The sequence below is a fragment of the Nonomuraea sp. NPDC050547 genome (genome assembly GCF_044457345.1).
In the GTDB taxonomy this organism is placed as follows: Bacteria; Actinomycetota; Actinomycetes; order Streptosporangiales; family Streptosporangiaceae; genus Nonomuraea.
Genome location: NZ_JBITGW010000020.1, coordinates 57515 through 83997, shown reverse-complemented (window position 1 = coordinate 83997; position 26483 = coordinate 57515). Strand labels below are relative to the sequence as shown.

At 71.3% G+C, this 26483-nt stretch carries 21 protein-coding genes; 12 read left to right on the top strand and 9 right to left on the bottom strand.

Going from position 1 to position 26483, the window contains the following annotated elements; all coding sequences use genetic code 11:
* Positions 1-1119 (top strand): GuaB3 family IMP dehydrogenase-related protein, encoded by a 1119-nt coding sequence (locus tag ACIBHY_RS41155; RefSeq protein ID WP_379614429.1) that lies wholly within the window; start codon positions 1-3, stop codon positions 1117-1119.
* Between the two features lie 56 nt (positions 1120-1175).
* Here ACIBHY_RS41155 and ACIBHY_RS41150 read toward each other — a convergent pair whose 3' ends face one another.
* A complete protein-coding gene (locus ACIBHY_RS41150) occupies positions 1176-1751 on the bottom strand; it encodes a dihydrofolate reductase family protein (RefSeq protein ID WP_397309581.1) in 576 nt (191 codons plus the stop codon).
* Positions 1752-1820: 69 nt separating this feature from the next.
* Between ACIBHY_RS41150 and ACIBHY_RS41145 the strand changes: the two genes are divergently transcribed.
* Positions 1821-2393 (top strand): TetR/AcrR family transcriptional regulator, encoded by a 573-nt coding sequence (locus ACIBHY_RS41145; protein WP_397309580.1) that lies wholly within the window; start codon positions 1821-1823, stop codon positions 2391-2393.
* Between the two features lie 31 nt (positions 2394-2424).
* Positions 2425-2808, top strand: coding sequence for a hypothetical protein (locus tag ACIBHY_RS41140; RefSeq protein WP_397256654.1), 384 nt, complete (start codon positions 2425-2427; stop codon positions 2806-2808).
* Here ACIBHY_RS41140 and ACIBHY_RS41135 read toward each other — a convergent pair.
* From ACIBHY_RS41135 to ACIBHY_RS41125, 3 genes are all read right to left on the bottom strand, one after another.
* Complete coding sequence (locus ACIBHY_RS41135; protein WP_397309579.1) at positions 2786-3877, bottom strand: sensor histidine kinase; 1092 nt, start codon at positions 3875-3877, stop codon at positions 2786-2788. The genes ACIBHY_RS41140 and ACIBHY_RS41135 overlap by 23 nt on opposite strands.
* Positions 3874-4545, bottom strand: a complete 672-nt coding sequence (locus ACIBHY_RS41130; RefSeq protein WP_397256650.1) for a response regulator transcription factor — start codon at positions 4543-4545, stop codon at positions 3874-3876. The genes ACIBHY_RS41135 and ACIBHY_RS41130 overlap by 4 nt, the downstream gene beginning before the upstream one ends.
* A gap of 300 nt (positions 4546-4845) precedes the next feature.
* Positions 4846-5616: a DeoR/GlpR family DNA-binding transcription regulator gene (locus ACIBHY_RS41125; protein ID WP_397093501.1), complete on the bottom strand. Its 771-nt coding sequence runs from the start codon at positions 5614-5616 to the stop codon at positions 4846-4848.
* Between the two features lie 129 nt (positions 5617-5745).
* On the opposite strand from ACIBHY_RS41125, the gene ACIBHY_RS41120 reads away from it, so the two are divergent.
* From ACIBHY_RS41120 to ACIBHY_RS41105, 4 genes are all read left to right on the top strand, one after another.
* Positions 5746-6621 (top strand): SIS domain-containing protein, encoded by an 876-nt coding sequence (locus tag ACIBHY_RS41120; RefSeq protein ID WP_397256648.1) that lies wholly within the window; start codon positions 5746-5748, stop codon positions 6619-6621.
* The gene (gene nagA / locus ACIBHY_RS41115; RefSeq protein ID WP_397256646.1) at positions 6618-7763 is read left to right on the top strand and encodes an N-acetylglucosamine-6-phosphate deacetylase; all 1146 of its coding nucleotides are present in this window, start codon (positions 6618-6620) and stop codon (positions 7761-7763) included. Before ACIBHY_RS41120 ends, nagA begins: the two co-directional genes overlap by 4 nt.
* Positions 7763-8791 carry a 1-phosphofructokinase family hexose kinase gene (locus ACIBHY_RS41110; protein WP_397309578.1) on the top strand — a complete coding sequence of 343 codons (1029 nt, stop codon included), beginning with the start codon at positions 7763-7765 and terminating at the stop codon, positions 8789-8791. Before nagA ends, ACIBHY_RS41110 begins: the two co-directional genes overlap by 1 nt.
* Before the next feature lie 108 nt (positions 8792-8899).
* Positions 8900-9730: a ketose-bisphosphate aldolase gene (locus tag ACIBHY_RS41105; RefSeq protein ID WP_397256642.1), complete on the top strand. Its 831-nt coding sequence runs from the start codon at positions 8900-8902 to the stop codon at positions 9728-9730.
* Here the strand turns inward: ACIBHY_RS41105 and ACIBHY_RS41100 are convergent.
* Positions 9714-10550 (bottom strand): alpha/beta fold hydrolase, encoded by an 837-nt coding sequence (locus tag ACIBHY_RS41100; RefSeq protein ID WP_397256640.1) that lies wholly within the window; start codon positions 10548-10550, stop codon positions 9714-9716. The genes ACIBHY_RS41105 and ACIBHY_RS41100 overlap by 17 nt on opposite strands.
* A 116-nt stretch (positions 10551-10666) precedes the next feature.
* Between ACIBHY_RS41100 and ACIBHY_RS41095 the strand changes: the two genes are divergently transcribed.
* Together ACIBHY_RS41095 and ACIBHY_RS41090 are read left to right on the top strand one after the other, a co-directional pair.
* The gene (locus ACIBHY_RS41095) at positions 10667-12388 is read left to right on the top strand and encodes a glycerol-3-phosphate dehydrogenase/oxidase (protein WP_397256638.1); all 1722 of its coding nucleotides are present in this window, start codon (positions 10667-10669) and stop codon (positions 12386-12388) included.
* 143 nt (positions 12389-12531) lie between these two features.
* Positions 12532-15396 carry a M36 family metallopeptidase gene (locus ACIBHY_RS41090; RefSeq protein WP_397309577.1) on the top strand — a complete coding sequence of 955 codons (2865 nt, stop codon included), beginning with the start codon at positions 12532-12534 and terminating at the stop codon, positions 15394-15396.
* A gap of 42 nt (positions 15397-15438) precedes the next feature.
* Here ACIBHY_RS41090 and ACIBHY_RS41085 read toward each other — a convergent pair whose 3' ends face one another.
* The 3 genes from ACIBHY_RS41085 to ACIBHY_RS41075 all read right to left on the bottom strand — a co-directional run bounded on the left by ACIBHY_RS41085 (position 15439) and on the right by ACIBHY_RS41075 (position 20953).
* Positions 15439-16623, bottom strand: coding sequence for an AAA family ATPase (locus ACIBHY_RS41085; protein ID WP_397309576.1), 1185 nt, complete (start codon positions 16621-16623; stop codon positions 15439-15441).
* Positions 16624-16688: 65 nt separating this feature from the next.
* A complete protein-coding gene (locus ACIBHY_RS41080; protein ID WP_397309575.1) occupies positions 16689-18782 on the bottom strand; it encodes a beta-propeller domain-containing protein in 2094 nt (697 codons plus the stop codon).
* Positions 18783-18814: 32 nt separating this feature from the next.
* Positions 18815-20953 (bottom strand): protein kinase, encoded by a 2139-nt coding sequence (locus ACIBHY_RS41075; protein WP_397309574.1) that lies wholly within the window; start codon positions 20951-20953, stop codon positions 18815-18817.
* Positions 20954-21085: 132 nt separating this feature from the next.
* On the opposite strand from ACIBHY_RS41075, the gene ACIBHY_RS41070 reads away from it, so the two are divergent.
* The 3 genes from ACIBHY_RS41070 to ACIBHY_RS41060 are packed head-to-tail and all read left to right on the top strand — an operon-like array spanning position 21086 to position 24999.
* Complete coding sequence (locus ACIBHY_RS41070) at positions 21086-22576, top strand: succinic semialdehyde dehydrogenase (RefSeq protein ID WP_397309573.1); 1491 nt, start codon at positions 21086-21088, stop codon at positions 22574-22576.
* A complete protein-coding gene (locus ACIBHY_RS41065) occupies positions 22573-24255 on the top strand; it encodes an FAD-dependent oxidoreductase (protein WP_397309572.1) in 1683 nt (560 codons plus the stop codon). Before ACIBHY_RS41070 ends, ACIBHY_RS41065 begins: the two co-directional genes overlap by 4 nt.
* Before the next feature lie 6 nt (positions 24256-24261).
* Positions 24262-24999 (top strand): MBL fold metallo-hydrolase, encoded by a 738-nt coding sequence (locus tag ACIBHY_RS41060; protein ID WP_397256625.1) that lies wholly within the window; start codon positions 24262-24264, stop codon positions 24997-24999.
* Here ACIBHY_RS41060 and ACIBHY_RS41055 read toward each other — a convergent pair.
* The gene (locus ACIBHY_RS41055) at positions 24983-26473 is read right to left on the bottom strand and encodes a DUF885 family protein (RefSeq protein ID WP_397309571.1); all 1491 of its coding nucleotides are present in this window, start codon (positions 26471-26473) and stop codon (positions 24983-24985) included. The two genes, ACIBHY_RS41060 and ACIBHY_RS41055, sit on opposite strands and share 17 nt — an antisense overlap.
* Positions 26474-26483: the final 10 nt, after the last annotated feature.

Sequence of the window (26483 nt, the reverse complement as noted above, 5' to 3'; positions counted from 1 at the left end):
ATGACTCAGGTGGAGATCGGCCGGGGCAAGACGGGCCGCCGGGCGTACGCGCTCGACGAGATCGGCCTCGTGCCCTCGCGGCGTACCCGTGACCCGGAAGAGGTCTCGATCGCCTGGCAGATCGACGCTTACCGGTTCGAGCTGCCTGTCGTGGTCGCGCCCATGGACAGCGTCGTCTCGCCGGCGACCGCGATCGAGATCGGCCGCCTCGGCGGCCTGGCGCCGCTCGACCTCGAAGGGCTCTGGACGCGTTACGAGGACCCGTCGCCGCTGCTGGAGGAGTGCGCCGCGCTCGACTCCGCCGCGGCCACCAAGCGGCTCCAGGAGATCTACGCGGCGCCGATCAAGGAAGAGCTGATCGGCCGGCGCATCGAGGAGATCCGCGCCTCCGGCGTCACCGCCGCCGTGCGCCTGTCGCCGCAGCGCACCGTGCAGTACCACAAGACGGTCATCGACGCGGGCGTCGACATCTTCGTCATCCGCGGCACCACCGTCTCGGCCGAGCACGTCTCGGGCAAGGCCGAACCGCTCAACCTCAAGCAGTTCATCTACGAGCTCGACGTCCCGGTGATCGTCGGTGGCTGCGCCACGCACACGGCGGCGCTGCACCTCATGCGCACGGGCGCGGCCGGCGTGCTGGTCGGCTTCGGCGGCGGCGCCTCCCACACCACCCGCAACGTGCTGGGCGTGGCGGTGCCGATGGCCACGGCCATCTCCGACGTGGCCGCCGCCCGCCGGGACTACATGGACGAGTCCGGCGGCCGGTACGTGCACGTGATCGCCGACGGCGGCATGGGCACCTCCGGGGACATCGCCAAGGCGATCGCCTGCGGCGCCGACGCGGTCATGGTCGGTTCGCCGCTGGCCAGGGCGGCCGAGGCGCCGGGCCACGGGTTCCACTGGGGCTCGGAGGCCCACCACCCCGACCTGCCGCGCGGGCGCCGGGTGGAGTTCGGCACGGTGGGCACGCTGGAGCAGATCCTCCACGGGCCCTCCAGCGTGGCCGACGGCTCGATGAACCTCATGGGCGCGCTGAAGCGCACGATGGCCTCGACCGGCTACTCCGACATCAAGGAGTTCCAGCGCGTGGAGGTCGTGGTCGCGCCGGTGCAGCGCTGACGTCCGCGACACGAAGGACCCGCCCCCTCGGGGTGCGGGTCCTTTTCCGTGTACGGCTAGCCACGGGTGAACCAGGTGACCTGGGCCCCGTTGTCGAAGCTCTCGCGGTGGGTGGGCGTGAACAGCGTCGGGTCGAAGCCGCCGGAGAAGGCCGCCACGCCGTCGCCGGCCACGACCGGGTAGCTCTTGATGATCAGCTCGTCGATCTCCGGGAGCACGCTGGCCGCCATCTTGCCGCCGCCGGCCAGCCAGACGTCCATGCCGGTGTTCTCGGCCTTGAGGCGCCTGACCAGCCCGACGGGGTCCTCGGTGACCAGGTCGACGGTGGGGTCGTCGATCTTTCCCAGGGTGGTGGAGACGACGTACTGGCGCATGTGGGCGTACGGGCTGGTGACATTGATCTCCAGGGCGGGGTCGTAGGTGCCGCGGCCCATCACGAGGGTGTCGAAGCGCTGGTTGGGCGTGCCTTCGAGGCCGACGTGCGCGCGTACGTGCGTGGGCAGGGTCTCGGGGTAGCGGGCGTTGATCCAGGCCGACATCTGGTCGGAGACGGGGTAGAAGTCCCACTGGTTGGAGGGGCCGGCGATGTAGCCGTCGATGGAGACGCCGACGTAGTAGACAAGCTTTCGCATTCTTAACTCCGTATGTAGTACTCTGTTTGAAGTGGTTTCAACGTAGTACTACAGGTGGAGTGGTGTCAAGTGCGGAAGAACCCGGAGCGGCGGCAGGCGTTGGTCGACGCCGCCATCGAGGTGCTGGCCAAGGAGGGGGCGCGCGGGCTGACGTTCCGCGCGGTCGACGCGGCGGCCGAGGTGCCGACGGGCACCGCGTCCAACTACTTCACCAGCCGCGACGACCTCCTGACCCAGGCCGGTGGCCGCATCTACGAGCGGCTGCTGCCCGACGACGAGACCATGGCCCAGCTGGACGTGGGGGATCAGGATCGTGCGCACTTCGCCCGGCTCATGCACGAACTGGTCGCCCGGGTCATGGCCTTCAACACCGGCTTCCTGGCCCTGCTCGAACTGCGCCTGGAGTCCACGCGCCGCCCGGAGCTGCGGGAGGTCGTCACCAAGCGCATCCGCGCTGACGTCGACCAGAACATCGCCAATCACGTCGCCTCCGGCCTGCCGGGCGACTCCGCCACGGTGGTGACGCTGATGCTCGCGCTCAACTGGCTGATCATGGAACGGCTGACGCTGCCCGGCCTCTTCTCGGAGCAGGAGGTGCACGAGCTGGTCGACGTGCTGGTGGAGCGTCTGATCGGCCGTTGACATCTTATTAGATAGTGCTACTATCTAATGCATGATGACTCCATGGGTGCCGGGACCCGCTGCCGGTCACACGGGCGACGTACAGGTGATGGCGTCCCGATTCGAGCTGAAGAGCCTGGCCCAGGTGCCCGGGTTCCTGTTCCAGGCGATGCGGATGTTGCTGCAGGCCCGGCGTAGCGCGGGGGCGGTGGGGGCCACGTTGAAGGCGGCGCCGTTCAGGAAGACCTTCTGGACGTTGTCGGCGTGGACGGACCGCGCGGCGCTCGGCGCGTACGCCGGGGCGCAACCGCACCGCGGCATCGTCCAGGCGTACAAGAGCGGAATGGCGGCATCGGCGTTCGAGTTCTGGACGGCCGCCGCCCCCGCCGGTTGGGACGAGGCGCACGAACGCCTCAAGGACGGCGTGGCAGGGTGACGCCCACGCTCAGGCCGCCCTCGGGCGGCGCGCTGAGGTCGAGCGTGCCCTGGTGGGCCTCGACGATGGCGGCCACGATCGACAGGCCGAGCCCGAGGCCGTCGCCCGAGGCCCGCCGCCCCGGCTCCAGGCGCCGGAACGGCTGCACCAACATCGGAACCTGCTCGGGCGGGATCACCGCGCCGGAGTTCGCGACGCGGAGGGTGGCCGTGGCGTCGTTCGCGCCGGTCTCCACCGCGATCAGGCCGCCCGGCCCGCTGTACGTCACGGCGTTGTCGACCAGGTTCGCGACCAGGCGTTCCAGGAGGGCGCGGTCACCGGAGACCGGCGCGGGAGCCAGGGTCGCGCGAACGCCCGCATGGTCCAGGAACGGCTCGGCGACCGCGGCCAGGTCGAGCGGCTCCCGCCGGCCGAGCCCTTGCTGGCCGCGGGCCAGAGTCAGGAGCGCCTCGATGAGCCGCTCCTGGTGCCGGCCCGCGGCCAGCAGCCTTTCCAGTACGGCCCGCAGCGCCACCACGTCGGCGTCCGGATCGGCCAGTGCCACCTCGGCCATCGCCCGCTGAAGGGTCAGCGGCGTGCGCAGCTCGTGCGAGGCGTTGGCCACGAAGCGGCGCTGCGCGGTGAAGGCCGCGTCGAGCCGGTCGAGAAGCTCGTCGAAGGTGTCGGCCAGCTCCCTGAGCTCGTCGTCGGGCCCGGTCGCCGACAGGCGGCGATCCAGCCGGTCGGCGGTGATGCGGCGTACCGTCGCGGTCATCACGCCCAGCGGCCGCAACGCCCGCCCGGCGACCAGCCACCCCAGCCAGAGGGAGGCCACGGCCATGGCGCCCAGCGCGATCAGCGAGTTGACCAGCAGGCGCCTGGACACGGCCGGGTCCCGGAGGGCGCCCAGCGCGGGTTCGCGGACGGTCACCGCCGTCGAGGCGCCGCCGCCCGGCAGGACGGGGGCGGCCGGTGGGCCGGGGAAGGGGGAGTGCTCGACCAGGAGATAGGTGAGCACGACCAGGAGCGCCCCGGCCAGCACGAACAGGCCGCTGTAGAGCGCGGTCAGGCGGAACCGCACGGTCTTCATGGGCTGAGAGATCCTCCTATGCGGTATCCGGCCTGGGGGATGGTTTCGATCAGCGGCGGGTCGCCGAGTTTGCGGCGCAGACGGCTGATCGTCACCTTCACGGTCTGCGTGAACGGGTCGGCGAACTCGTCCCAGCCGCGCTCCAGCAACTGCTCAGCCGAGACCACCGCGCCCTGCGCGGCCAGCAGCAGCTCCAGCACCGCGAACTCCTTCGGGCTCAACGTCAGCCGGCGTCCGTCGCGGGTGGCGACCCGGGTGGACGGATCCAGCCTGAGCCCGCCGCGAACCAGCACCGGCGGCAGCGCGGGCAGCGCCCGCCTGGCCAGCGCGCGTACCCGGGCGACCAGCTCGGCGAAGGCGAACGGCTTCGGCAGGTAGTCGTCGGCGCCGATGTCCAGGCCGGTGACGCGGTCGGAGATCGTTCCCGCCGCGGTCAGCATGAGCACCCGCGCCGGGCGGCCGCCGGCGGCGAGCGCCCTGCAGACCTCGTCCCCGTGTACGCCGGGCAGGTCGCGATCCAGGACGACCACGTCATAGGCGTTGGCCGCCGCGCGTTCCAGCGCCGCGTGGCCGTCGAAGACGACGTCCACGGCCATGCCCTCGCGCCGCAGCCCGGCGGCGACCGTCAGGGCCAGCTCCTCGTGGTCCTCGACCATCAGCACCCGCATGGTGTCCCAGAATGCCCCGCGCCCGGTTACAGCCGGGTAACCGCGGGACGCCGCCGGGCAAGCGCGGGTGTGTCCGGGCATGGGTGGGCCGGTTTCAGGGGCCAGGGCCCGGCCAAGGAGCCGGGCCTTGAGGGGCCGACGTGGGCCGTTGCGGTGGGGACCACGTCCGACGTGAGAAGCGACCCCCACGATCGGGGCCCGCGCACGACGGCGGGTGGGGGCGGGGCGGCTTGCCGTAACGGATGGGCGCCCGGACAGGGCGGCGGACCGACGGAGAGGCGATTGAGAGGAAAGCCGGAATCAGGCGCGGATCACCTTGACGCCCGCTTCGGAGAGTTGGTCGAAGAGGGCGTCGGAGAGTTGTTCGTCGGTGACGAGGGTGTCGATCTCGGACAGGGGGCAGATGCGGGCGAAGGCGCGCTTGCCGATCTTGGAGGAGTCGGCGACCACCACCACCTGGGCGGCGCGGCTGACGAGCAGGTGGTTGACGCTGGCCTCGCCCTCGTGGTGGGCCGAGGCGCCGAGTTCGGCGTCGAGCGCGTCCACGCCGAGGAACGCCGCGTCGAGGGTGACCTGGTCGAGGACGCCTCCGGCCAGCGGGCCGATGAGTTCGTAGGACTGCTGGCGGGCCACTCCGCCGGTCACCACGATCTTGACGTGCTGGCGGACGGTCAGTTCCGAGGCGATGTTCAGCGCGTTGGTGACGATGGTGAAGCCCGACTCCAGCGTCGAACGGGTGGCCAGCGTGCGGGCCAGTTCCGAGGTGGTGGTGCCGCCGTTGAGGCCGATGACGGCGCCGGGGTTGACGAGTTCGGCGGCGGCCGCGGCTATGCGGTGCTTCTCGTCGGCGTGCCGGGCGGTCTTGTAGCGCAGCGGCAGGTCGTAGCTGACGCTCTGGGCCACGGCGCCGCCCCGCGTGCGCATGAGCATCTGCTGCTGGGCGAGCTGGTCGAAGTCGCGGCGGATGGTGGCGGTGGAGACCTCGAGCGCCTGGGCGGCTTCCTCTACGGAGAGACGGCCCTCCTGGGCGAGCAATTCGAGAATCGCGTTCCATCTGTCATACCTGGACACGATTTGCCTCCTAGGTGATCCGTCAGGAGCAAGCGTGGCACAACCAGGGAGGTCAGAGCGAACAGTGCAGTTTCCTGCTCCATTCTGGTATAAAAAACGCAGAAACAATCACCCCCGGGGAGGTAAGTGGTGACCACCCACACCGAGGCAGAGATCGCCTCTCAGCCCGAATGCTGGCGCCGTGCCGTCGAGAACGTTCCCGTCGACGCGCTGCCGCGGCCGGGAGAGCGCGTCGCCGTCGTCGGCTGCGGGACCTCCTGGTTCATCGCGATGGCGTACGCCACGCTGCGCGAGCGGGCCGGGCTGGGCGAGACGGACGCGTTCGCCGCCTCCGAGGCGCCCACCGGCCGCCGCTACGACCGCGTGCTCGCCCTCACCCGCTCCGGCACCACCACCGAGGTGCTGGAGCTGCTCGGCAAGCTCGGCGACACCAGGACCACGGCGATCACCGCCGACCCGAACACCCCGATCATGAGCGCCGCCGAGCAGGTGATCGTGCTCGACTACGCCGACGAGAAGTCCGTCGTGCAGACCCGCTTCGCCACCACCCAGCTCGCCATGCTCCGCGCGAGCCTCGGCGAGGACCTCACGAAGGCGATCGCCGACGTGGCGGAGGCGGTCGCCGCGCCGCTGCCCGACGAACTGATCGAGGCCGAGCAGTTCAGCTTCCTCGGCTCCGGCTGGTCGGTGGGCCTGGCCCAGGAGGCGGCGCTGAAGATGCGCGAGGCGTCCCGGTCGTGGACCGAGGCGTACCCGGCCATGGAGTACCGCCACGGCCCGATCAGCATCGCCGGACCCGGCCGGGTCACCTGGATGCTCGGCTCCGCCCCGGAAGGACTGCGTGAGCAGGTCGAGGCCACCGGCGGCGGGTTCTTCGAGTCCGAGCTGGACCCGATGGCCGAACTCGTCCGCGCCCAGCGCGTGGCCGTCGCGCGCGCCTTCGCCCGCGGGCTCAACCCGGACGAGCCCCTGCACCTCACGCGATCTGTGATCCTTTCTTCATGAGCATCACTGCATCCGTCACTCTCTCCGACGCCCGCATCGTGAGCCCCGAGGGGGTTCACGACGGGTGGCTGACCATCGAGGACGGCCGGGTCACGCACGTCGGCCAGGGCCCGGCTCCGCGTGACGGTCACAGTCTTGGCGGACGCCACGTCGTGCCCGGGTTCGTGGACATCCACAACCACGGCGGTGCGGGCGGCTCCTTCCCGACCGGCGACCAGGAGACCGCGCGCGACGCGATCGCCCTGCACCAGAGGCACGGCACCACCACGATGGTGGCGAGCCTGGTCAGCGGGCCTGTGGCCGGCCTCGCCGCCGCGGCCGCCTCGCTGGCCGACCTGTGTGACGACGGGGTGCTGGCCGGGATCCACTTCGAGGGTCCCTACATCTCCAAGGACCGCTGCGGCGCGCACGACCCGGCCGCGCTGCGCGACCCGTCGCCGGGGGAGTTCGCCGGGCTGGTGAAGGCCGGGCGCGGGCATGTGCGCATGGTCACGATCGCCGCGGAACTGCCCGGTGCGCTCGACACCATCCGCGAGGCCGTCGGCTCCGGCGTGATCGCCGCCATCGGGCACAGCGACGCGACGTTCGAGCAGACCCAGGCCGGGATCGAGGCTGGCGGCAGCGTCGCCACCCACCTGTACAACGCGATGCCCGCGCTGGGCCACCGCGCTCCCGGGCCGATCGCCGCGCTGCTGGAGGACGAGCGGGTGACCGTCGAGCTGATCAACGACGGGGTGCACGTGCACCCGGCGATGATCAAGCTGGCCTTCGACGTCGCGGGGCCGGGCCGTACCGCGCTCATCACCGACGCGATGATGGCCACCGGCCTGTCCGACGGCGTCTACAAGCTCGGCGCCATGGACGTCAACGTGGCCGGCGGCGAGGCCCGGCTGGCCACCGACGGCACGATCGCGGGCAGCACGCTCACCATGGACGTCGCGTTCCGGCGCGCGGTGCGGATGGCCGGGCTCACGTTGCCCGAGGCGGTGAGCGTGACCTCGGCGACCCCGGCACGCGTGCTCGGACTGTCGGACCGGCTCGGCACGATCGCCGCGGGCAAGTTCGCCGACCTGGTGGTGCTCTCCTCCGACCTTGAGGTGGAGGGCGTGATGCGGCGCGGAATCTGGACCACGGAGCCCTGATGATCGTCACTGTCACCCTCAACGCCGCCCTGGACACCACCTACCGGGTCGGGGCCGTGGACTGGGACGGCGTCAACCGCGTCTCGGCGGTTCACCGGCGGGCGGGTGGCAAGGGCGTCAACGTGGCCCGCGTGCTGGCCGCCCTCGGTCACGACGTGCTGGCCGTGGGCCTCGCGGGCGGCCCGACCGGCCAGGCCGTCCTGTCCGACCTGGACTCCGCGGGGCTCGCGCACGCCTTCACCCCGATCGCGGGCGAGTCCCGCACCACACTGGTCATCTCCGCACACCCTGAGGATCCGTCGAGCGCGGGAGATCTGCCGAGCGTGGGAGATCCCTCGGGCGGGGGTGATCCGTCGGGTGCGGGAGATCTGCCGGGTGCGGGAGGTTTTTCGGGTACGGCGGCGCCCGCCGGGGGCCGGACGGCGTTGTTCAACGAGCCGGGGCCCAAGGTGACGCCCGAAGAGCTGCGAAATTTCGTGATGTCGTATGAGACGCGGGTCAAGGCGGCCGACGCGGTCGTGATCTCGGGGAGCCTGCCCCGCGGTGTGCCTGCCGACTTCTACGCCACGCTGGCCCGGATCGCCGCCCGCCACGGCGTGCCCGCCATCGTCGACGCCGACGGTGAGCCGCTGCGCCACGCACCCACCGGACGGCCCACGATCGTCAAGCCCAACCACGAGGAGCTGGCCAGGGCGGTACCCGGCGGCACCCCGGCCGAAGGCGCCCAGGCACTGCGCTCCCGGGGCGCCGAGTCGGTGGTCGTCTCCATGGGCAAGGACGGCCTGCTGGCCGTCACGCCGGAGGGGGACTTCCGGGCCCGCATGCCGTACACGGTGGAGGGGAACCCGACGGGCGCGGGCGACGCGCTCGTGGCCGGGCTGGCACTGGGCCTGGTCGAGGCGGCGGCCTGGCCGGAACGGCTGCGCAGAGCCGCGGCCCTCGGCGCCGCCGCGGTCGCCGCCCCGGTGGCAGGCGACTTCGACCACAACGTCTACACCGACATCCACCCAAAGATCGACATTTCCTAACCCCACCCACCCAACCCCAACCCAGCAGAACCGCCCGATCCAGCAGACCCGCACGACCCAGCGAACGCCCGGTTCCCGCCGGGACATCCCGATCTGAAGGAGCCCGTCATGCCCCTCGCCGGAATCGGCGACATCATCGCCAGCTCCCCCGCCGGCGTCGGCGCGTTCAACGTGATCCAGCTGGAGCACGCCACCGCCATCGTGGCCGGCGCCGAGGCCCTGGGCCTGCCGGTGGTCCTGCAGATCAGCGAGAACTGCGTCCGCTACCACGGCGCGCTCGCGCCCATCGCCCGCGCCTCGATGGCCGTGGCCGAGCTGGCCAAGGTGCCCGTCGCCGTTCACCTGGACCACGCCACGCGGCGTGACCTGGTGGAGGAGGCGGTGGAGCTGGGGATCGGGTCGGTGATGTTCGACGCCTCGGCGCTGCCCGACGAGGAGAACGTGCGGGTCACGGCCGAGGTGGCGGCGTACTGCCATGAGAGGGGTGTCTGGGTGGAGGCCGAGCTCGGCGAGGTCGGCGGCAAGGACGGCGTGCACGCGCCCGGCGCGCGCACCAAGCCGCACGAGGCGGTCGACTACGTGGCCCGCACCGGCGTGGACGCCCTGGCCGTCGCGGTCGGCAGCTCGCACGCCATGACCACGAAGGACGCCGTCCTCGACCTGGGCCTGATCGCCGAGCTGCACGCGGCGGTGCCGGTCCCGCTGGTGCTGCACGGCTCGTCGGGCGTGCCCGACGAGACCTTGAGCGCGGCGGTACGGCAGGGCATGAAGAAGATCAACATAGCCACGCACCTCAACAAGGCGTTCACCGGCGCGGTCCGCGACTACCTGGCCGGCGACGAGAAGGTGGTCGACTCCCGCAAGTATCTCAAGGCCGGCCGCGAGGCGGTGGCCCGCGAGGTGACACACCTGCTGCGGGTGCTCACGACTCCCGCATGAACCGGAGGAACGCCTGAGGGTCGTCCAGCCAGGGGAAATGCCCCGCGCCTGGCTGGACGGCCATGACGCCGCGCGGGAACAACCGGGCCATCTCCCGCACGACCTCGGGCATGGCTCCCATGTCGTACTCGCCGGCCAGCAGGCGCACCGGCCCCTCGAAATCGCCCAGGGCGGCCCGCGTGGCCGGCGGGTCGAAGGCGTCCTGGCCGTAGACGCGCGCGGCCTCGTCGTTGCGCAGCGCGTCCTCGGCGGCGACGCGGGCACGGGCGGCGTCGTCCCAGCGTCCCCAGGAGAACGGCGCGATGGCCGGCCAGTCGTCGGGCCCGCCGCGGCCTTCGGTGATGTTCACCAGGGCGGCGTAGGCGCCGGCGAACCAGGGCTCGTCCTTCCTGAGCAGGGCGAACTCGCGCCGCCGCGCCCCCGACGGCATCAGGCCGACGGCGAACACGCTGGGTGTGACCAGCGTCAGCGACCGGACACGCTCGGGATGGCGGGCGGTGTAGAGGACGGCGAGGTTGGCGCCGGCGGAGTGCGCGAGCAGGTCGAGCCGTTCCAGACCGAGGTGGCGGCGCAGGGCCTCCACGTCGGGAACGAGCCGGTCGCAACGGTAGGTGGAGGTGTCCTCCGGTACGGCAGAGCCGCCCGTGCCGCGCGGATCGAGCATGACCAGGCGCCGCTCCTCCGACAGCCCGCCCAGGTCGCCGAGGTAACCGGAGGCGGACATGGGCCCGCCCGGCAGGCAGACCAGCGGCTCGCCCCGGCCGAGCTCGTGGCAGGCCAGGGTGGTTCCGTCGTCGGCGGTGAAGGTGGTGGTGGTCATGGCCGACAAGCCTGGAGGAACCAGGTCACGAAACGAGGCGGCGCCGTAAAGCAGGGAGAAGGGGGGAATAGGGTCGGAGGGAGAGCCGACGGCCAGGACGAGCGGCAGGGGGACAGATGTCGGGTAAGGGCGCACTCGGGCCGGACGACCGGACGGCGGCGCTTGCGGCCATGGCGGAGCGAGAGCTCGATCTCGTCGTGGTCGGCGGCGGTGTCGTGGGCGCCGGCGTGGCGCTCGACGCGATCACGCGCGGGCTGCGGGTCGGCGTGGTGGAGGCCAGGGACTTCGCCTCCGGCACCTCCTCGCGCTCGTCGAAGCTGATCCACGGCGGCCTTCGCTACCTGGAGCAACTCAACTTCGAACTGGTCCGCGAGGCGCTGCAGGAGCGGGCGCTGCTGCTGCAGCGGATCGCGCCGCACCTGGTACGGCCGGTGCCGTTCCTGTTCCCGATGACGCATTTCGGGTGGGAACGGCCCTACGTGGGCGCGGGCGTGGCCCTGTACGACACGCTCGGCCTCGCCTCCGGCCAGAACAGAGGCGTACCGGGCCACCGGCACCTGTCGCGCAGCCGCGCGCTGCGCCTGGCGCCGGCGCTGAAGAAGACCTCGTTCACCGGCGCCGTGCAGTACTGGGACGCGCAGGTCGACGACGCGCGCTACGTGATGACGCTGCTGCGCACGGCCGCCTCCTACGGCGCGCACGTGGCCCAGCGCGCCCAGGTGGTCGGCTTCCTGCGTGAGGGCGAGCGCGTCACCGGGGTCCGGGTACGCGACCTGGAGAGCGGGGCCGAGCTGGACGTGCGCGCCCAGCAGGTGGTCAACGCCACCGGCGTCTGGACCGACGACATCCAGGAGCTCGTCGGCGGCCGCGGCCAGATCCACGTACGCGCCTCCAAGGGCATCCATCTGGTCGTCCCCAGGGATCGCATCCACTCGCGCACCGGCATCATCCTGCGCACGGAGAAGTCGGTGCTCTTCGTCATCCCGTGGGGCCGCCACTGGATCATCGGCACCACCGACACCCAGTGGACGCTCGACAAGGCCCACCCGGCCGCCTCCCGCGTGGACATCGACTACCTGCTCGACCACGTCAACGCGGTGCTGTCGGTGCCGCTGACGCGCGACGACGTGGAGGGCGTGTACGCGGGGCTGCGCCCGCTGCTGTCGGGCGAGTCGGAGGAGACCTCCAAGCTGTCGCGCGAGCACGTCGTCGCCCACCCGGTGCCCGGACTGGTGATGATCGCCGGGGGCAAGTACACGACGTACCGGGTGATGGCCAAGGACGCCGTCGACGCCGTGGCGCACGGCCTCGACCAGCGGGTGCCGCGCTCGTGCACCGACCGCATCCCGCTCGTGGGCGCCGAGGGCTACCAGGCGCTGTGGAACGGCCGTCAGCGCCTGGCCGCCGAATCCGGCCTGCACGTGGCCAGGATCGAACACCTTCTCCAGCGGTACGGCTCGCTCATCCACGAGGTCCTGGCCCTGATCGAGGACGACCCGTCGCTGGGCGGCCCGCTCAACGGCGCCGACGACTACCTGCGTGCCGAGATCGTCTACGCCGCCACCCACGAGGGCGCCAGACACCTCAATGACGTGCTGACCAGGCGTACCCATATCTCGATCGAGACCTTCCATCGCGGCCTGGCCGTCGCGCACGAGGCCGCGGAACTGCTGGCCGGGCCGCTCGGCTGGGACGACGAGCAGGTCAAGCGCGAGGTGGAGTACTACACCAAGCGGGTCGAGGCCGAGCGCCTGTCGCAGGAGCAGGACTCCGACCAGGCGGCCGACGCCATCCGGCTGGGCGCGCCGGAGATCGTCCCGGTCCCGGAACGGTCATGAGCGAACCGTCCCAGCGGCTGGCGGCGTCCGCCTGCCGTCGGCGTGGTGGATGAGTAAGTATTCGCATTACGTAGGTCCTACGTATAGGCGTCGCCCCTGATCGTGATCGATGTTGGCTGTTGATCCCGATCAGGAGGACCTTCATGCGACGACGCATCCCGGTACTCGCCTTACTCGCCGGCGCCCTCGCCTTATCCGGCGTGGGCGTCGCCTCCGGTGAACAGGCCCAGCAGGCCCCGCCGGCGACGCCCGCCGTACACGGCGACGACCACGGCAAGCCGGACATCGACAACAGGAAGGGCGAGGTCAGTCCGCCCGCCCAGGCCAGGAGAAGCGGCAAGGAGACCGTCCGCTGGAACGCTCTCGGCACCGCTTCCGTGGTCACGGCCGACACGCCGCTGGCCGAGGGGCTCTCATCCGATCCGGAGCAGGCGGCGCGCGCCTATCTGGCGGCCAACCCGCAGCTCTTCGGTGAGGCTCTGGGTTCGCTGGAGAAGGTGGCGGTCAATCCCATCGGCTCGGGCTTCGCCGTACTGCTGCGGCAGAAGTTCGGCGACCTGCCCGCCGGAGCGGACGGGATGGTCGTGGTCGGCGTCCAGGGCGGCAAGGCCGTCTACGCCTCCTCCTCGCTGTCACGCTCCACGGCCACGCCTCCCGCGGCCGTGATCACCGAGCAGCGGGCGCTGGAGATCGCCGCCCAGGACGCCGAGATCGACGTGGCCTCGGCGACGACCAAGCAGGTCACCGCGGTGGCGGTGCCCGCGGGTGAGAGCGTGCACCGGGCGTTCCAGGTCGTGCTCATCGGCAAGGACGTCGGTTACACGACCCACGTCGATGCCGTCAGTGGCGCGATCCTGCTGCGCGAGAGCCTGGCCGACCAGTTCGACCCGGAGTGGTCGGTGTTCCCGGCCAACCCGCCGGCCGACTACTCCTCGACCGACAACCGGCAGCGCTGGTGCTCCACTCCCGGTCCCGGCTGCGCCCTCGTAGTCGGCGGCGACCCGGCCACCGGCAAGGCGTGGGACGTGGACCACGCGACGGACACGCCCACGAACACCAGCCTCGGCAACGCGGCCCGCACGTTCGAGAACCGCGCCAGCGGCGACCCGTTCACGGTCGGCACCCGCAGCAACGTTCTGACGCCGAGCCGCAAGTACGTCTACCCGTGGACGAACGCCTGGTACAAGGCGTCGTGCAACCCGGCCGTGCTCGACCAGCCGGGCGAGGCCGACCTCGAGTCGGCGATCTCGAACCTGGGCGCGATGCACAACCGCATGCACGACTGGTCCTACCGGCTCGGCTTCACCGAGACCGCGTGGAACATGCAGGTCAGCAACGGCGACCGCGGCGGCCTCGGCGGCGACCCCGAGCAGGGCAACGCCCAGGCGGGCGCGAAGGTCCTGAGCGTACGCGACAACGCCAACCAGATCACCGGTCCCGACGGGGTCGCGCCGATCACGAACATGTACATGTGGCAGCCGATCGCCGGCTCCTTCTACTCGCCGTGTGTCGACGGTGACTACGACATGTCGGTCATCGGGCACGAGTACACGCACGCCATCTCCAACCGCATGGTCGCCGGCCCCAACGCCGGCCTCAGCGGCGCGCAGGCCGGCGCGATGGGCGAGAGCATGTCCGACCTGTTCGCGATGGAGTACCTCTACGAGAACGGCTTCCGCCCGCGCGGCAACACCCCGTACGTCACCGGCGGTTACGCCACCGGCGACGCCGAGCGCGGCATCCGCAACTACGACATGTCCAAGTCGGACCTGAACTACAGCAACATCGCCTACGACCTGGTCGGCCAGCAGGTGCACGCCGACGGCGAGATCTGGTCCTCGACCCAGTTCGACGTCCGCAAGGCCTTCCTCAAGAGGTACGGCGACGCCTCCACCCGCGTCCAGCGCGACTGCGCCGAAGGCCGCAGGGCCATCGACAAGTGCCCGGGCAACCGCCGCTGGATCCAGCTCCACTTCGACGCGTTCCTGCTCACGGCCGTCGGCACGCTCAGCTACGTCGACATGCGCGACGCGATGCTGGCCGCCGACCGGCTGCGCTTCGACGGCAAGAACCAGGACATCATGTGGAACGCCTTCGCCGAGCACGGCCTCGGTGACGGCGCCACCAGCAACGGCACCGCCGACCCCGACCCGGTGCCCAGCTTCGTCTCCCCGCACGCCAAGAACGCCACGTTCACGCTGAAGCCGGTCGGCGAGGCGAAGGACGCGGCGGTCCGCCTGTACGTGGGCGACTACGAGGGCCGCGTGGTTCCGGTGGCCGACACCGACCCGGCCACCGCGATCGACGAGACCTTCCAGATCGTGCCCGGCAAGTACGACTTCGTGGCGGTCGCGCCGGGCTTCGGCCACACGCGCTTCTCGCTGCCGGTGCCGCCCGGTGTGAAGCTGCCGCTGCCGTTGTCGCTGAGCCGTAACCACGCCTCCGCCGCGGCGGGCGCGACGGCTTCCGGCGACGGCGTCAACCAGGCCAAGCTCATCGACGAGACGGAGGCCACGAACTGGGCCTCGCTGACCGGCCCCGTGGCCGGCAAGAACGTCATCGTCGACCTGGCCGGGACCGCGCCGGTGCGCGTGGGCCGGGTCCAGGTCAGCGCCATGCTCCGGCCGAACATCGGCGACCCGGCCGACCCGGGCGGCCAGAACCGCTTCTCGGCGCTGCGCTCGTTCGAGATCCTGGCCTGCGACGCCTCCACCGGGGCCGACTGCGCCAACCCGGCGAGCTTCCGCAAGGTCTACACCAGCCCGTCCGACGCGTTCCAGACGGCCAGGCCCCGCCCGCGCGGCGCCGACCTGCTGATCGAGTCGTTCCGGGTGCGGTCGTCGAAGGCCACCCACCTCATCCTGCGTACGGTGTCCAGCCAGTGCACCGGCAACCCGGTCTACGCCGGTGAGCAGGACCAGGACCCCAACTCCGCCACCGACTGCACCACCGCCAGCCCGCTGGCCGGCCACATCAGGGCCGCCGAGCTGCAGGCGTTCACACACTAGGAAAGGCATGACCGCAGCCCCGCCGCACGCCATGCGGCGGGGCTAGCCGCTGCTTCCCGGCAGTTGCCTGCGGGAGGTCAGGCCGAGTTTGCGCAGCGCGTTGGCCACGTGCACCTCGACGGTCCTGGGCGACAGGAAGAGGCTCTCGGCGATCTCCCGGTTGGTCAGCCCTTGGGCGGCAAGACCGATCACCTGCTCCTCGCGCGGCGACACGGCGCCCTTCGTCTCGGCCGGCGCCTCCACCCTGCGGTGTAGCCTGCGCCGGATACCGGGGGTGATCGAGTCGTAGACCGCCTGCCTGGCCAGGGGCTGGCGCAGGCCGTACCGGCCGGGAGCCGGCTGGTGGAGCAGGCCCCGCCGTACCGCCTCGGCGAGACCGCGCTCGCTCTGCTCGGGCGGGAGGCCGGCGACGGCGGCGAGCGACCGCTCGCTCGCCGGCTCGTCGAGCACCGCGGCCGCCTGCACGATGCGCCGCGCCGCGACCGGCAGCGCCTCGATCTTCAGCAGTACGGCGTCGCGCAACGCCGGCGGTGTCCCGGAGCCTTTGCCTTCGGCCAGCATGCGGGCCAGTTCCTCGATCGCGAACGGTACCCCGAGCGTCAGCGGCCACAGATCCGGCGGATCGGGCAGCAGATGTTTGGCCAGCAGCGCGGTCTCCTCGGCGTCCAGCGGCGCGAGGGACAGCTGGGAGTGGCGGATGTGCGGCGGCAGGTGCGAGCGGAACGCGGCGACGGGGAAGGAGGCGTCCTCCGGACGGAAGGTCAGCAGGAGGTTGGCCCCGGCGGGCAGGCAGCGGGTGAGGAAGGCCAGCAGCTCGCGGGTGTCGGGATCGATCCAGTGCACGTCCTCGACGACCAGGGTGATCGGCTGGAGCGCGTCGACCAGCGACAGCACCGCCCGGAACAAACGATGCCGCTCGACCTGCGGGTCCTGGACAGGAGGCGGGTCGAGCGGCAAGAGGTGGGAGAACTCCGGTAACAGGGGGCGTAACGCCCCGGTGACCGGGTTGAGGCCGGGCGGGAGTTCGGCGTCGCGCAGGGCCTCCACGATCGGGCCGAACGGGAAGCGCATGGGGTGGCAGTTGCCGACCAGCAGGGGGCTGGACAGTTCGTGGAGCAGGCGCGTCTTGCCCACGCCCGCCTCGCCGTCGATCAGGACGACCGCGGGTGGGCGGGCGAGAACGGCCGACACCTGGTCGAGTTCTCGCTCTCGTCCCACGAAAGGCATCCGCACCCCCAACATCACGGTGTCAGTGGATTTTTCACCATTAGTTGGGGACTGTCCAGATCCGTTTACGTCACCGGGATCCACGCCTTCTCGGCGAGCGTGGTGGCGTCGTTGACCTGGACGCCTTCGTAGGAGACGGTCCAGAGCTCGTCGCCGATCACCATCGCCCGCTGGATGCCGGGCTGGTAGGAGTACTCCTTCTGCGTCTGCTTCGGGTGCTTGACCATGCCGAGCTTGGTGACGCCGCTCTGGTCCACCTTCATCACCATGGCGCCGGTGGTGTTGTCCTTGTAGCCGGACAGCGGGATCACCGTCAGGCCCGTCTTGGGCCAGTACAGGAACGCGTGCGGGTCCCACTCGGCCTCGGAGCCGGAGTCCTTCTGGAACATCTGCGACAGGCGGCGCGGGCCGGCCGGGTCGCTGACGTCGAACAACGACAACTGTGTGCCCAGCGTGCGGCCCTTGTCGCTGGCCTCCTGGCCGACGCCGATGAGCCGGCCGTCGCCCGCCGGGTGCAGGTAGGCGGAGTAGCCGGTGATCTTCAGCTCGCCGGTGACGCGCGGGGCGGCCGGGTCGCGCAGGTCCAGGGTGTAGAGCGGGTCGACCTGGCGGAAGGTGACCACGTAGCCGACCGGGCCGATGAAGCGCACCGAGTAGATGCGCTCACCCTTGCCCAGGCCGCCGACCTCGCCGACCCTGGCCAGGGTGTCGGCCTTGAGCACGTAGACGCTGCTGGAGCTGGTCTTCTGGTCGGACTGCGTGGTGGCCACGCGCAGGTTGCCCTCGAACTCCGACAGCGAGTACTGGTTCAGCAGGCGGCCGGGCACCTTGCCGGAGGAGACGTACTTGGGCGCGCCGGCCTGGCCGACGTCGAAGCGGTGGAGCTCGGTCTCCTCGGGCGGGATCACCGGGGTTGGCCGGGCCGGTTCGGTGGGATCGACGGGCGGCACGTCGCTCGGGGTGGCGGTGGGCGTGGCCGTGGTGGTCGGGGTGGCGGTGGCCGTGGGGGTGGGCTCGGTCGGGGAGGGCTCCTCGGCGGGCGCCTGGGCGGTCGAGGCGGTGTCCGGGGTGGCGGAGGCGGTGTCCGGGGTGGCGGCCGGGGTGGGCGGCGGCTCGACCGGGGTGTCCTCCAGCATCACCGGCCCGCTCGGCCACCACCAGCGCGGGTTGCTCGCCACGTACAGCGACTGGCCGGTGCCGTAGACGGTGTCGCCGTCGGCGGCCAGGCTGATCGGGTCGGTCCCGGCGGCCGTCACGCCCTGAGCCAGGTCGAGGCTGTGCACGGTCAGCAGCGAGGTGCCGGTGTAGTCGGCCGGGTGGCTGACCCGCTCGCAGGCCACCGAGTCCTTCTTGACCGTGCCGCTCTCGTCGGTGATCTCGATCTTGGGCAGCCAGGCTTCGACGGGAGCCTGCCGGACGACCTCTTGGTTGATCTTCTTGAGCTGTTCCTCGCCGACGCGGTCCTTCGGCTGCGGGAACTTGATGTCCGGCTGGCTGCGGGTCACGATGCGGACCGTCGAGCCGACCATGCGGGCGTCCACGTGCTCACCCTGCGGGCGTACGGTGCTGAGCACCTTGGGCTTGCCGGACAGGTCGACCAGGATGTAGGTGGTCTGCATCTGCGGGGCGAAGCTCTTCTCCAGCATCGCCATGCCGCCGCGGTAGATCACCAGCACGCGGTCGCCCGAGATGAGCAGGTCGCCGCTCATGAAGCCGCCCGGCTGGTCCTGCTTGACCAGTTCGAGCTCGGCGGTCACCTTCTTGGTCGCGGTGTCGATCACGCGCAGCCTGCCGTTCGTGACCGTGAAGACGCGGTTGCCGTCGGTCTTGACCAGGTCGGGCTCGTCCACACCGGCCTCGTGCACGTTCGTCGTGGAGTGCTCGGGCGTGGCCTTCGCCGTCATGGCGGTGTCCGACTGCACCATCTCGCGCGCGCCGAACGGCTGGATCCCCGGGCCGAACCCCCACGGGCCGACGTTCTCCGCCGCCTTCTGGCGCAGCCCGGCGAGCATGTCGTCGCAGCTGGAGTAGGCGACCAGGCGCACGTCCTTGCTCAGATCCAGGGGCGCCGGCTCCGGCGTCTGGGCGGTGGAGGTGCAGGCGGCGGCGGCCGTCGCCAGGGCGGCGACGGTCAGTGCCGTGCGGATCAGCGTCTTCATGTCCTCCATGACGGATAGCCGGGCGAAGCGGTTCAGGAGCCTCGTGTCGGATTGATGGTGAAGCTCGGGCTGAACTCCACGTCGTCGGAGACGTCCAGCAGCTTGCGGCTGAGTTTGCCGTCGAAGCCGACCACCTGGATCTCGTCGCGCGGCGCGTCGTCCTGCTCCCAGCAGAACAGGTTCGTGTTGTCGTGCCAACCGAGCACCTTGTCGCAGGCCGAGGTGAACTTGCGTACCTGTTTGCCGGTGTCCGCGTTCCACAGGCAGTGGTCGCCGTCGTCGCCGCCCGGGCAGTTGGTGACGAACATGCTGCCGTCGGGGGAGAAGACGTCCTGCGTGCCCGAGGGCAGCTCGCCCACCTCGGCGAAGTCGCGCACGGCCTTGCCCGAGGGGCCGAAGAAGCGCAGCCCGGCGTCCTTGCCGTAGACGGCGATCACGCCCTTCTCCTGGGCGTCCCATCCGTAGCCGGACTCGCGGACCTGCGCGTCGCTGACCTTGCTCAGGCGGGCCTTGCCAGTCGCGACGTCGACGATCGCGAAGCCGAGGTAGATCCAGTTGCCGCCGATCTTCTTCTCGAGGTTGAGCAGGATCCGCTTGCTGTCCTTCGACCAGCTGGCGATGCTGCTGATCTCGGGGCGGCGCACGGTCTTGACCGTGGTCCTGCCGCCGCCGGCCCGGTCGGTGATCACGATGTAGTCGTAGCCGTCGGAGGTGTAGTTCTGGCCCCGGCTGGCCATCATCGTGCCGTCGGGGGACAGCAGGGTCTCCTCGTTGTCGCCGTAGCGCTCGAATCCGCCGTCGAGGCCGTCCCTGGCGTAGTCGACCCAGTTCTTGTCGCCCTTGTCGTAGATCTCGTAGGAGGTCAGCGTAATCGGGTCGGTCGTGCTCTCGTACAGGTAGAGGCCGGCGCCGGGCAGTTTCGTCCGCTTGATCTCGGCGGTGGGTGTGGGCTTGGTGCTCGTGCGCTTCTTGGCGCTCGGCTTCGGTGACGACGAGGACGCGGTCGTCCCGCCCTGACTCCACGGTACGGCCAGCGCCACGCCCCCCAGGAGCAGGAGCGCCACGCCGATCGAGATCCCGATGAGCAGCGGCGCCCGCCGCTTCCGCCCGGACTGGTTGGTCGGCGCCGCCCCCCAGTGTGGCGGCCCGCCCATGCCCTGGCCGCCCATGCCCTGGCCGCTCATGCCGTGGCCGCTCATGCTGTGGGCGCCCATGCCTTGCCCGCCCGTGCTGTGGGCGCCCATGTTCTGGGCGGCCTGGCCCGGTGCCGACTGGCTCGGCGCCGCCCAGCTCTGTCCGGGATTGCCCGGCCCGGTGGCGAAAGGCCCCTGGCTTCCCGGACCCGTCGGGTAGGGCGTCGGCTGGGGATGGATGGTCGCCGCCGCCGCGCCCTGCGCCAGCATGCCCCCGGCCGACGGCACCGGATGCTGCAGCAGCCGCATCATGACCTGCTCGGCGGTGGGCCGCAGCGCGGGGTCCTTCTGCAGGCAGGCGCCCACCACCTCGCGCAGCGCCCCGTCCAGCGCCCCGAGGTCGGGCGGCTGGTTGAGCACCCGGTTGATGACCGCCGGCATCGTGTCGTTGCCGAACGGCGGCCGTCCCGTGGCGGCGTAGACCATCGTCGCGCCCCACGCGAACAGGTCGGCGGATGGCCCGACGGGCTGCCCCATGAACTGCTCGGGCGGCATGTACGACGGTGTCCCCACCGCCATGCTGGTCAGGGTCGAGGTGGCGTTCAGCGCGCGGGCGATGCCGAAGTCGATCACCCGCGGCCCGTCCGAGCCGATGATGACGTTGGCCGGCTTGAAGTCGCGGTGGACGATCCCGGCCTGGTGGATGGCGGCCAGCGCGGTGGCGGTGCCGATGGCCAGGCGGTGCAGCGCCGATCCGGCGTGCGGACCCTGCTCCTGGACGATCCGGTGCAGCGATGGTCCGTCGATGAACTCGCTGACGATGTAGGGCCGCTCGTTCTCGACGCCCTTGGCCAGGACGGTGGCGGTGCAGAAGGGCGCGACCTGCTCGGCGACCTGCACCTCGCGCATGAACCGCTCGATGCTGACGGAGTCGCCGGCCAGCTCGGAGCGTAACCACTTGACGGCGACGTGGTTGCCGGCCGGGTCGTTGGCGAGGTAGACGACACCCTGCCCGCCCTCGCCCAACCGGCCCAGCAACCGGTACGGTCCCAACCCTTCTGGGTCCCCTGGTCTGAGCGGCGAGAAAGACGGCATGATTCGAATTCTGGCCTCATATAGGGATGGACGACAAAACTACCGGCCAGTAGCTATCCGGAATATCATTCGGTCATGCATGTGACCCGGCAGATCACCGCCCCCTTCACCGGCGAGCAGATCGCCGAACTTCCCATCTCCGACGGCGACCACGTACGCGCCGCCTACGAGAAGGCGAGGCAGGCTCAGATGGCGTGGGCCGCCCTGCCGGTCGCCGAGCGCGCCCGCCCGTTCCTGCGCCTGCACGACGAGATACTCAACCGCCGCGACGAGATCCTCGACATCGTCCAGAACGAGACGGGCAAGGCCAGGAAGCACGCGTTCGAGGAGGTGCTCGACGTGGCCGGCTGCGCGCTGCACTACGCCCGCCGCGCCGCCCGCCTGCTCGCGCCCAAGAGCCGCAAGGGCATCTTCCCCGTGGCCACCCAGGTCACCGAGCTGCGCCAGCCCAAGGGCGTCGTCGCCCTGATCACCCCGTGGAACTACCCGCTCTCGCTGGGCGTGACCGACGCCGTACCCGCGCTGCTGGCCGGCAACGCGCTCGTCCACAAGCCCGACACCCAGACCGCGCTGTCCACGTTGTGGACCGTCGACCTGCTGGCCGAGCTCGGCCTGCCGCGCGAGATCTGGCAGGTCGTGCTCGGCGAGCCGGCCGACATCGGTGACGCGCTGCTCGACGGCGCCGACTACGTGGCGTTCACCGGCTCCACGCGCGGCGGCCGCAAGATCGCCGAAGAGGCGGCCAAGCGGCTCATCGGCTGCTCACTGGAGCTCGGCGGCAAGAACCCCATGATCGTGCTCGACGACGCCGACCTCGACGTGGCAGCGCACGGCGCGGTCCGCGCCTGCTTCACCAACGCCGGACAGCTCTGCCTGTCGATCGAACGCCTCTACGTGCACGAGTCGCGCTTCGACGACTTCGCCCTGCGCTTCGCCAAGCAGACCAAGAACCTCAAGCTCGGCGCCGGTTTCGACTGGTCGGTCCAGATGGGCTCGCTCACCTCCCGCCGCCAGCTCGACACGGTCAGCGCCCACGTGGACGACGCGATCGTCAAGGGCGCGACCCTCCTGGCCGGCGGCAGGGCCCGGCCCGACCTGGGCCCGTTCTTCTACGAGCCGACCATCCTCACCGGCGTCACCGAGAAGATGGAGCTGTGCGCCAACGAGACCTTCGGCCCCGTCGTCGCCCTCTACCCGTTCACGAGTGACGAGCACGCCGTGGCCCTGGCCAACGACACCGTCTACGGGCTCAACGCCTCCGTCTGGACCCGCGACCTGGCCAGGGGCCGATCGGTCGCCACCCGGCTGAAGGCCGGCACGGTCAACATCAACGAGGGCTACGCCTCCGCGTACGCCTCCTACGACGCGCCCATGGGCGGCATGAAGTCCTCAGGCCTCGGCCGCAGGCACGGCGCCGAGGGCCTGCTGCGCTACACCGAGGCGCAGACCGTGGCCTCCCAGAGCACGCTGCTGGGCTTCGAGGCGCCCTTCGGCCTCGGCAACGACACCTGGGCCGAGTTCATGGCCACCGCGCTCAAGACCATGCGGAGGCTGCGGCTCACATGAGCGACTTTGACGTCCTGGTCATCGGCTCCGGCTTCGGCGGCAGCGTCTCGGCGCTGCGGCTGACCGAGAAGGGCTACACGGTCGGCGTGCTGGAGGCGGGCCGCCGCTTCACCGCCGCCACGCTGCCCAAGACCTCCTGGCGGGTACGCGACTTCCTGTGGGCGCCGTGGCTCGGGCTCAAGGGCATCCAGCGCATCCACGTACTCGGCGGCGACCGGGGCGACCGCGTGATGGTGCTGGCCGGGGCGGGGGTGGGCGGCGGTTCGCTGGTCTACGCCAACACCCTCTACGAGCCGCTCGACCCCTTCTTCGCCGACGCGCAGTGGGCGGGCATCACCGACTGGAAGGCCGAGCTCGCGCCCCACTACGACCAGGCCAAGCGGATGCTCGGCGTCGTCGTCAACCCGACCACGACCCGCGCCGACGAGATCATGAAGAAGGTCGCCGCCCGGATGGGCGTGGCCGACACCTTCCGCCTCGCCCCCGTCGGCGTCTACTTCGGCGAGGACGGCGTCGACCCCTACTTCGGCGGCGCCGGACCCACGCGCAACGGCTGCGTGGAGTGCGGCGAGTGCATGACCGGCTGCCGCCACGGCGCCAAGAACATGCTCACCGAGAACTACCTCCACCTCGCCGAGAAGGCCGGGGCCCGCGTCTACCCCGAGTGCACGGTCACCTCCGTCCGTCCGCGCCCTTCCGGCGGTTACGTGGTGGAGGTCCGCAAGACGGGTTCGGTACGGCTCCGCCGTACCTTCACCGCCCGGCAGGTGATCTTCGCGGCCGGCACCTACGGCACCCAGCGGCTGCTTCACAAGCTGCGCGCCAACGGCGCGCTGCCCCGGATCTCCGCCCGGCTCGGCGTCCTGACCAGGACGAACTCAGAGGCGCTGCTCGGCTTCGAACGCCTGGCCGTGCACGGCGAGAAGCTCAACGGCGGCGTGGCCATCACCTCCTCGATCCACCCCGACGCCGAGACGCACATCGAGCCGGTGCGCTACGGCAACGGCTCCAACGCCATGGGCCTGCTGCGCACGCTGCTCGTGGACGGCGGCCAGAACCGGTGGCGGGTCTTCGGCCGCGAGCTGGCCGCGCAGCCGCTCAGGGCGCTGCGCCTGCTCAACCTGCGGCGCTGGTCGGAGCGGAGCCTCATCGCCCTGGTCATGCAGGCCAAGGACAACTCGATCTCGGTGACCCGCACCCGCTGGGGGCTGCGCGCCACGCCGGGACACGGCGAGCCGAACCCCACGTGGATTCCGGCGGGCCACGACGCGGTACGCCACGCGGCCGAGGAGATCGGCGGCCTGCCCGGCGGCTCCTGGCTGGACCTGTTCGACATCCCGGCCACCGCGCACTTCCTGGGCGGCTGCGCGATCGGCTCCTCGGCCGAGAACGGCGTGATCGACGCCTACCACCGCCTGTACGGGCACGAGGGGCTGCACGTGATCGACGGCTCCGCGATCTCCGCCAACCTGGGCGTCAACCCGTCGCTGACCATCACCGCCCAGGCCGAGCGGGCGATCGCGCTCTGGCCGAACGCCGGTGAGCCGGACGCCAGGCCGCCTTTGGGCGCGCCGTACACGCGGATGGAGCCCGTCGCGCCGCGCGCCCCCGTCGTGCCCGCCGCCGCCCCGGCCGCGCTGCGGCTGTACGGAATATCCCGGCGGCCCGGCATGTCGTAACGCGGTATGCGGATCCAATACGTGGGCGGCCCGACCGCCATCCTGGAGATCGGCGGGCTGCGCCTGCTGACCGACCCGACCTTCGACCCGCCCGGCCACTACCCCGTCGGCAGCGGGCTGACCAAGACCGACGGTCCGGGCGTGGCGGTCGCCGAGATCGGCGCGATCGACGCCGTCCTGCTCTCCCACGATCAGCATCCCGACAACCTTGACGACTCGGGACGCGAGCTGCTCGCGTCGGCGCCGCTCGTGCTGTCCACGCCGAGCGCCGCCACGCGGATCGCCGCCCAGGCGCTGCCCAACTGGAGCGAGGTGGAGCTGGGGCCGCTGACGATCACCGGCGTGCCCGCCCAGCATGGGCCCGACGGCACCGAGCACCTGGTCGGCGAGGTCACCGGGTTCGTGCTCAGGGGCGACGGCCTGCCGACCGTCTACGTCAGCGGCGACAACGCCTCACTCGACGTCGTACGCGAGATCGCCGGGCGGATCGGCGAGGTGGACGTGGCGGTGCTGTTCGCCGGAGCCGCGCGCACCCCGCTCATCCCCGACGCCGACCTCACCCTCAACAGCCGCGACGCCGCCGAGGCCGCCCGCATCCTGGGCGCGAAGCACGTGGTGCCGCTGCACTTCGAGCACTGGGCGCACTTCTCGCAGGGGCGGGCGACGCTGGCGGAGGCGTTCGCGGACGTGGACGGCGTGCGGGTGCTCGCCCCCGGAGAGTGGGCCGTCACAGGATCGTCTTGAGGAGCCCCAGCGGCGGCGAACCGAGGTCGAGCATGGCCTTGTGGAAGCGCTGCAGCGTGAAGGCCGGGCCCCACTCCTCGCGCGCCCGCTCACGCAGGTCGAGGATGAGCAGCTTGCCCCACGTGTAGCGGCCGTAGGTGGGATCGAAGGAAGCGCGGCGGGCCTCCGACAGCGCGGCGGGCCCGGACAGGTGGGTGTCGGCGGCGAAGCGGCGGGCACCCTCCTCCACCGTCATCTGCCCGGTGTGCACGCCGATCGCGCAGGCCAGCCTGGTCACCCGTACGAGAGCCTCCAGCCAGACGCCGATCTCGAAGCGCGGGTCACCGGCCTCGAAACCCTCCTCGACGCACAGCTCCTCGACGTAGTGGGCCCAGCCTTCGGCGAACGCCATCGACTGCAGCAGCCTGCGCACGTCGCCCTTCGCGTGACGCAGCGCGCGGCCGTGGGAGAAGTGGCCGGGCGCGACCTCGTGCACGTTGATCGCGGGCAACGTGGTGTGGCTGAACACCTCCAGCCACTCCTCCTGCTCCTCGACCGGCCACGAGGCGTCGGGCGGGGTGATGTAGTACCAGCTGGGGCCCTCGGGCTCACCGGGGGAGTTCCAGCACATCATCGCCATCGCCCAGCGGCGCGACTCGGGCGCGAGGCCGACCAGGCACTCGCCGTCGTGGTAGGGCACGAGGTCCTTCTCACGGGTGAACGCGATGGCCTTCTCGGTGCCGATCCTGGCGGCCTCGATGACGCCGTCGGCGCCGGGATGCTGCCTGACCAGCTCTCGGGCGACGTCCAGCGGCCTGCCGCTCTCGCCCATCTTGGCGACGGCCTCGGCCAGCAGCGTGTGGAGGCGGTCGCGTTCGGCGTCGGCGCGCTCGGCCAGCCGGCCCAGGTCGACGTCGATGCCCTCGGTGCTGCCCATCAGCCGGGCCAGTGCGGGACCGCCCAGCGAGGCGTCGGGGTCGCCGACGGCGGCGGCACGCTCGACGTGCGCGACCAGCAGCCGGTGGGCGTCGAGCGCGGCCGCGTCGGTGACGCCCGCGGCCAGGCCCTTGACCGCTCCGGCCAGCGCGGTGGCGACCGGGGCGCTGACCTGGTCGAGCGCGGCGATCGCGCCATGGACCGCCGCCGGCCACTCCGCCAGGTGAGCCGCCCTGGCGGCGGCGCGTTCCGCCTCCGGGGCGTAGTCGCGGTCGTAGCAGGCCAGGTCGAGGTTGGACAGGTGCGGCAGCGGGTTGCGGCGGTGCAGTTCAAGCTCGCCGAACTGCACGCGCAGCCCGGTCTCGAAGACCGTGAGGTGTTCGGCGTCATAGGGGTCGTCGGGCAGCGTGCCCTCGCCCAGGCGGGCCAGGCCGGACCGGACGCCCTCGGGGGAGAGGTCCTGGGTCCGGCCGTCGTACTCGTGCCTGCCGCCCATCTCGCGGGCCTCGGCCATGATCAGGTCGGTGACAGCGCGGAGCCGGGGATCGAGTTCGGTCATGAACTCGACG

What these genes read in the sequence shown, in the direction of transcription:
- ACIBHY_RS41095 (WP_397256638.1), top strand. Translation starts at nt 10,667, where the DNA reads ATGTCGGGTAAGGGCGCACTCGGGCCGGACGACCGGACGGCGGCGCTT.
- ACIBHY_RS41110 (WP_397309578.1), top strand. Translation starts at nt 7,763, where the DNA reads ATGATCGTCACTGTCACCCTCAACGCCGCCCTGGACACCACCTACCGG.
- ACIBHY_RS41090 (WP_397309577.1), top strand. Translation starts at nt 12,532, where the DNA reads ATGCGACGACGCATCCCGGTACTCGCCTTACTCGCCGGCGCCCTCGCC.
- nagA (WP_397256646.1), top strand. Translation starts at nt 6,618, where the DNA reads ATGAGCATCACTGCATCCGTCACTCTCTCCGACGCCCGCATCGTGAGC.
- ACIBHY_RS41055 (WP_397309571.1), bottom strand. Translation starts at nt 26,473, where the DNA reads ATGACCGAACTCGATCCCCGGCTCCGCGCTGTCACCGACCTGATCATG.
- ACIBHY_RS41155 (WP_379614429.1), top strand. Translation starts at nt 1, where the DNA reads ATGACTCAGGTGGAGATCGGCCGGGGCAAGACGGGCCGCCGGGCGTAC.
- ACIBHY_RS41105 (WP_397256642.1), top strand. Translation starts at nt 8,900, where the DNA reads ATGCCCCTCGCCGGAATCGGCGACATCATCGCCAGCTCCCCCGCCGGC.
- ACIBHY_RS41100 (WP_397256640.1), bottom strand. Translation starts at nt 10,550, where the DNA reads ATGACCACCACCACCTTCACCGCCGACGACGGAACCACCCTGGCCTGC.
- ACIBHY_RS41070 (WP_397309573.1), top strand. Translation starts at nt 21,086, where the DNA reads ATGCATGTGACCCGGCAGATCACCGCCCCCTTCACCGGCGAGCAGATC.
- ACIBHY_RS41135 (WP_397309579.1), bottom strand. Translation starts at nt 3,877, where the DNA reads ATGAAGACCGTGCGGTTCCGCCTGACCGCGCTCTACAGCGGCCTGTTC.
- ACIBHY_RS41080 (WP_397309575.1), bottom strand. Translation starts at nt 18,782, where the DNA reads ATGAAGACGCTGATCCGCACGGCACTGACCGTCGCCGCCCTGGCGACG.
- ACIBHY_RS41130 (WP_397256650.1), bottom strand. Translation starts at nt 4,545, where the DNA reads ATGCGGGTGCTGATGGTCGAGGACCACGAGGAGCTGGCCCTGACGGTC.
- ACIBHY_RS41060 (WP_397256625.1), top strand. Translation starts at nt 24,262, where the DNA reads ATGCGGATCCAATACGTGGGCGGCCCGACCGCCATCCTGGAGATCGGC.
- ACIBHY_RS41085 (WP_397309576.1), bottom strand. Translation starts at nt 16,623, where the DNA reads ATGCCTTTCGTGGGACGAGAGCGAGAACTCGACCAGGTGTCGGCCGTT.
- ACIBHY_RS41140 (WP_397256654.1), top strand. Translation starts at nt 2,425, where the DNA reads ATGATGACTCCATGGGTGCCGGGACCCGCTGCCGGTCACACGGGCGAC.
- ACIBHY_RS41065 (WP_397309572.1), top strand. Translation starts at nt 22,573, where the DNA reads ATGAGCGACTTTGACGTCCTGGTCATCGGCTCCGGCTTCGGCGGCAGC.
- ACIBHY_RS41150 (WP_397309581.1), bottom strand. Translation starts at nt 1,751, where the DNA reads ATGCGAAAGCTTGTCTACTACGTCGGCGTCTCCATCGACGGCTACATC.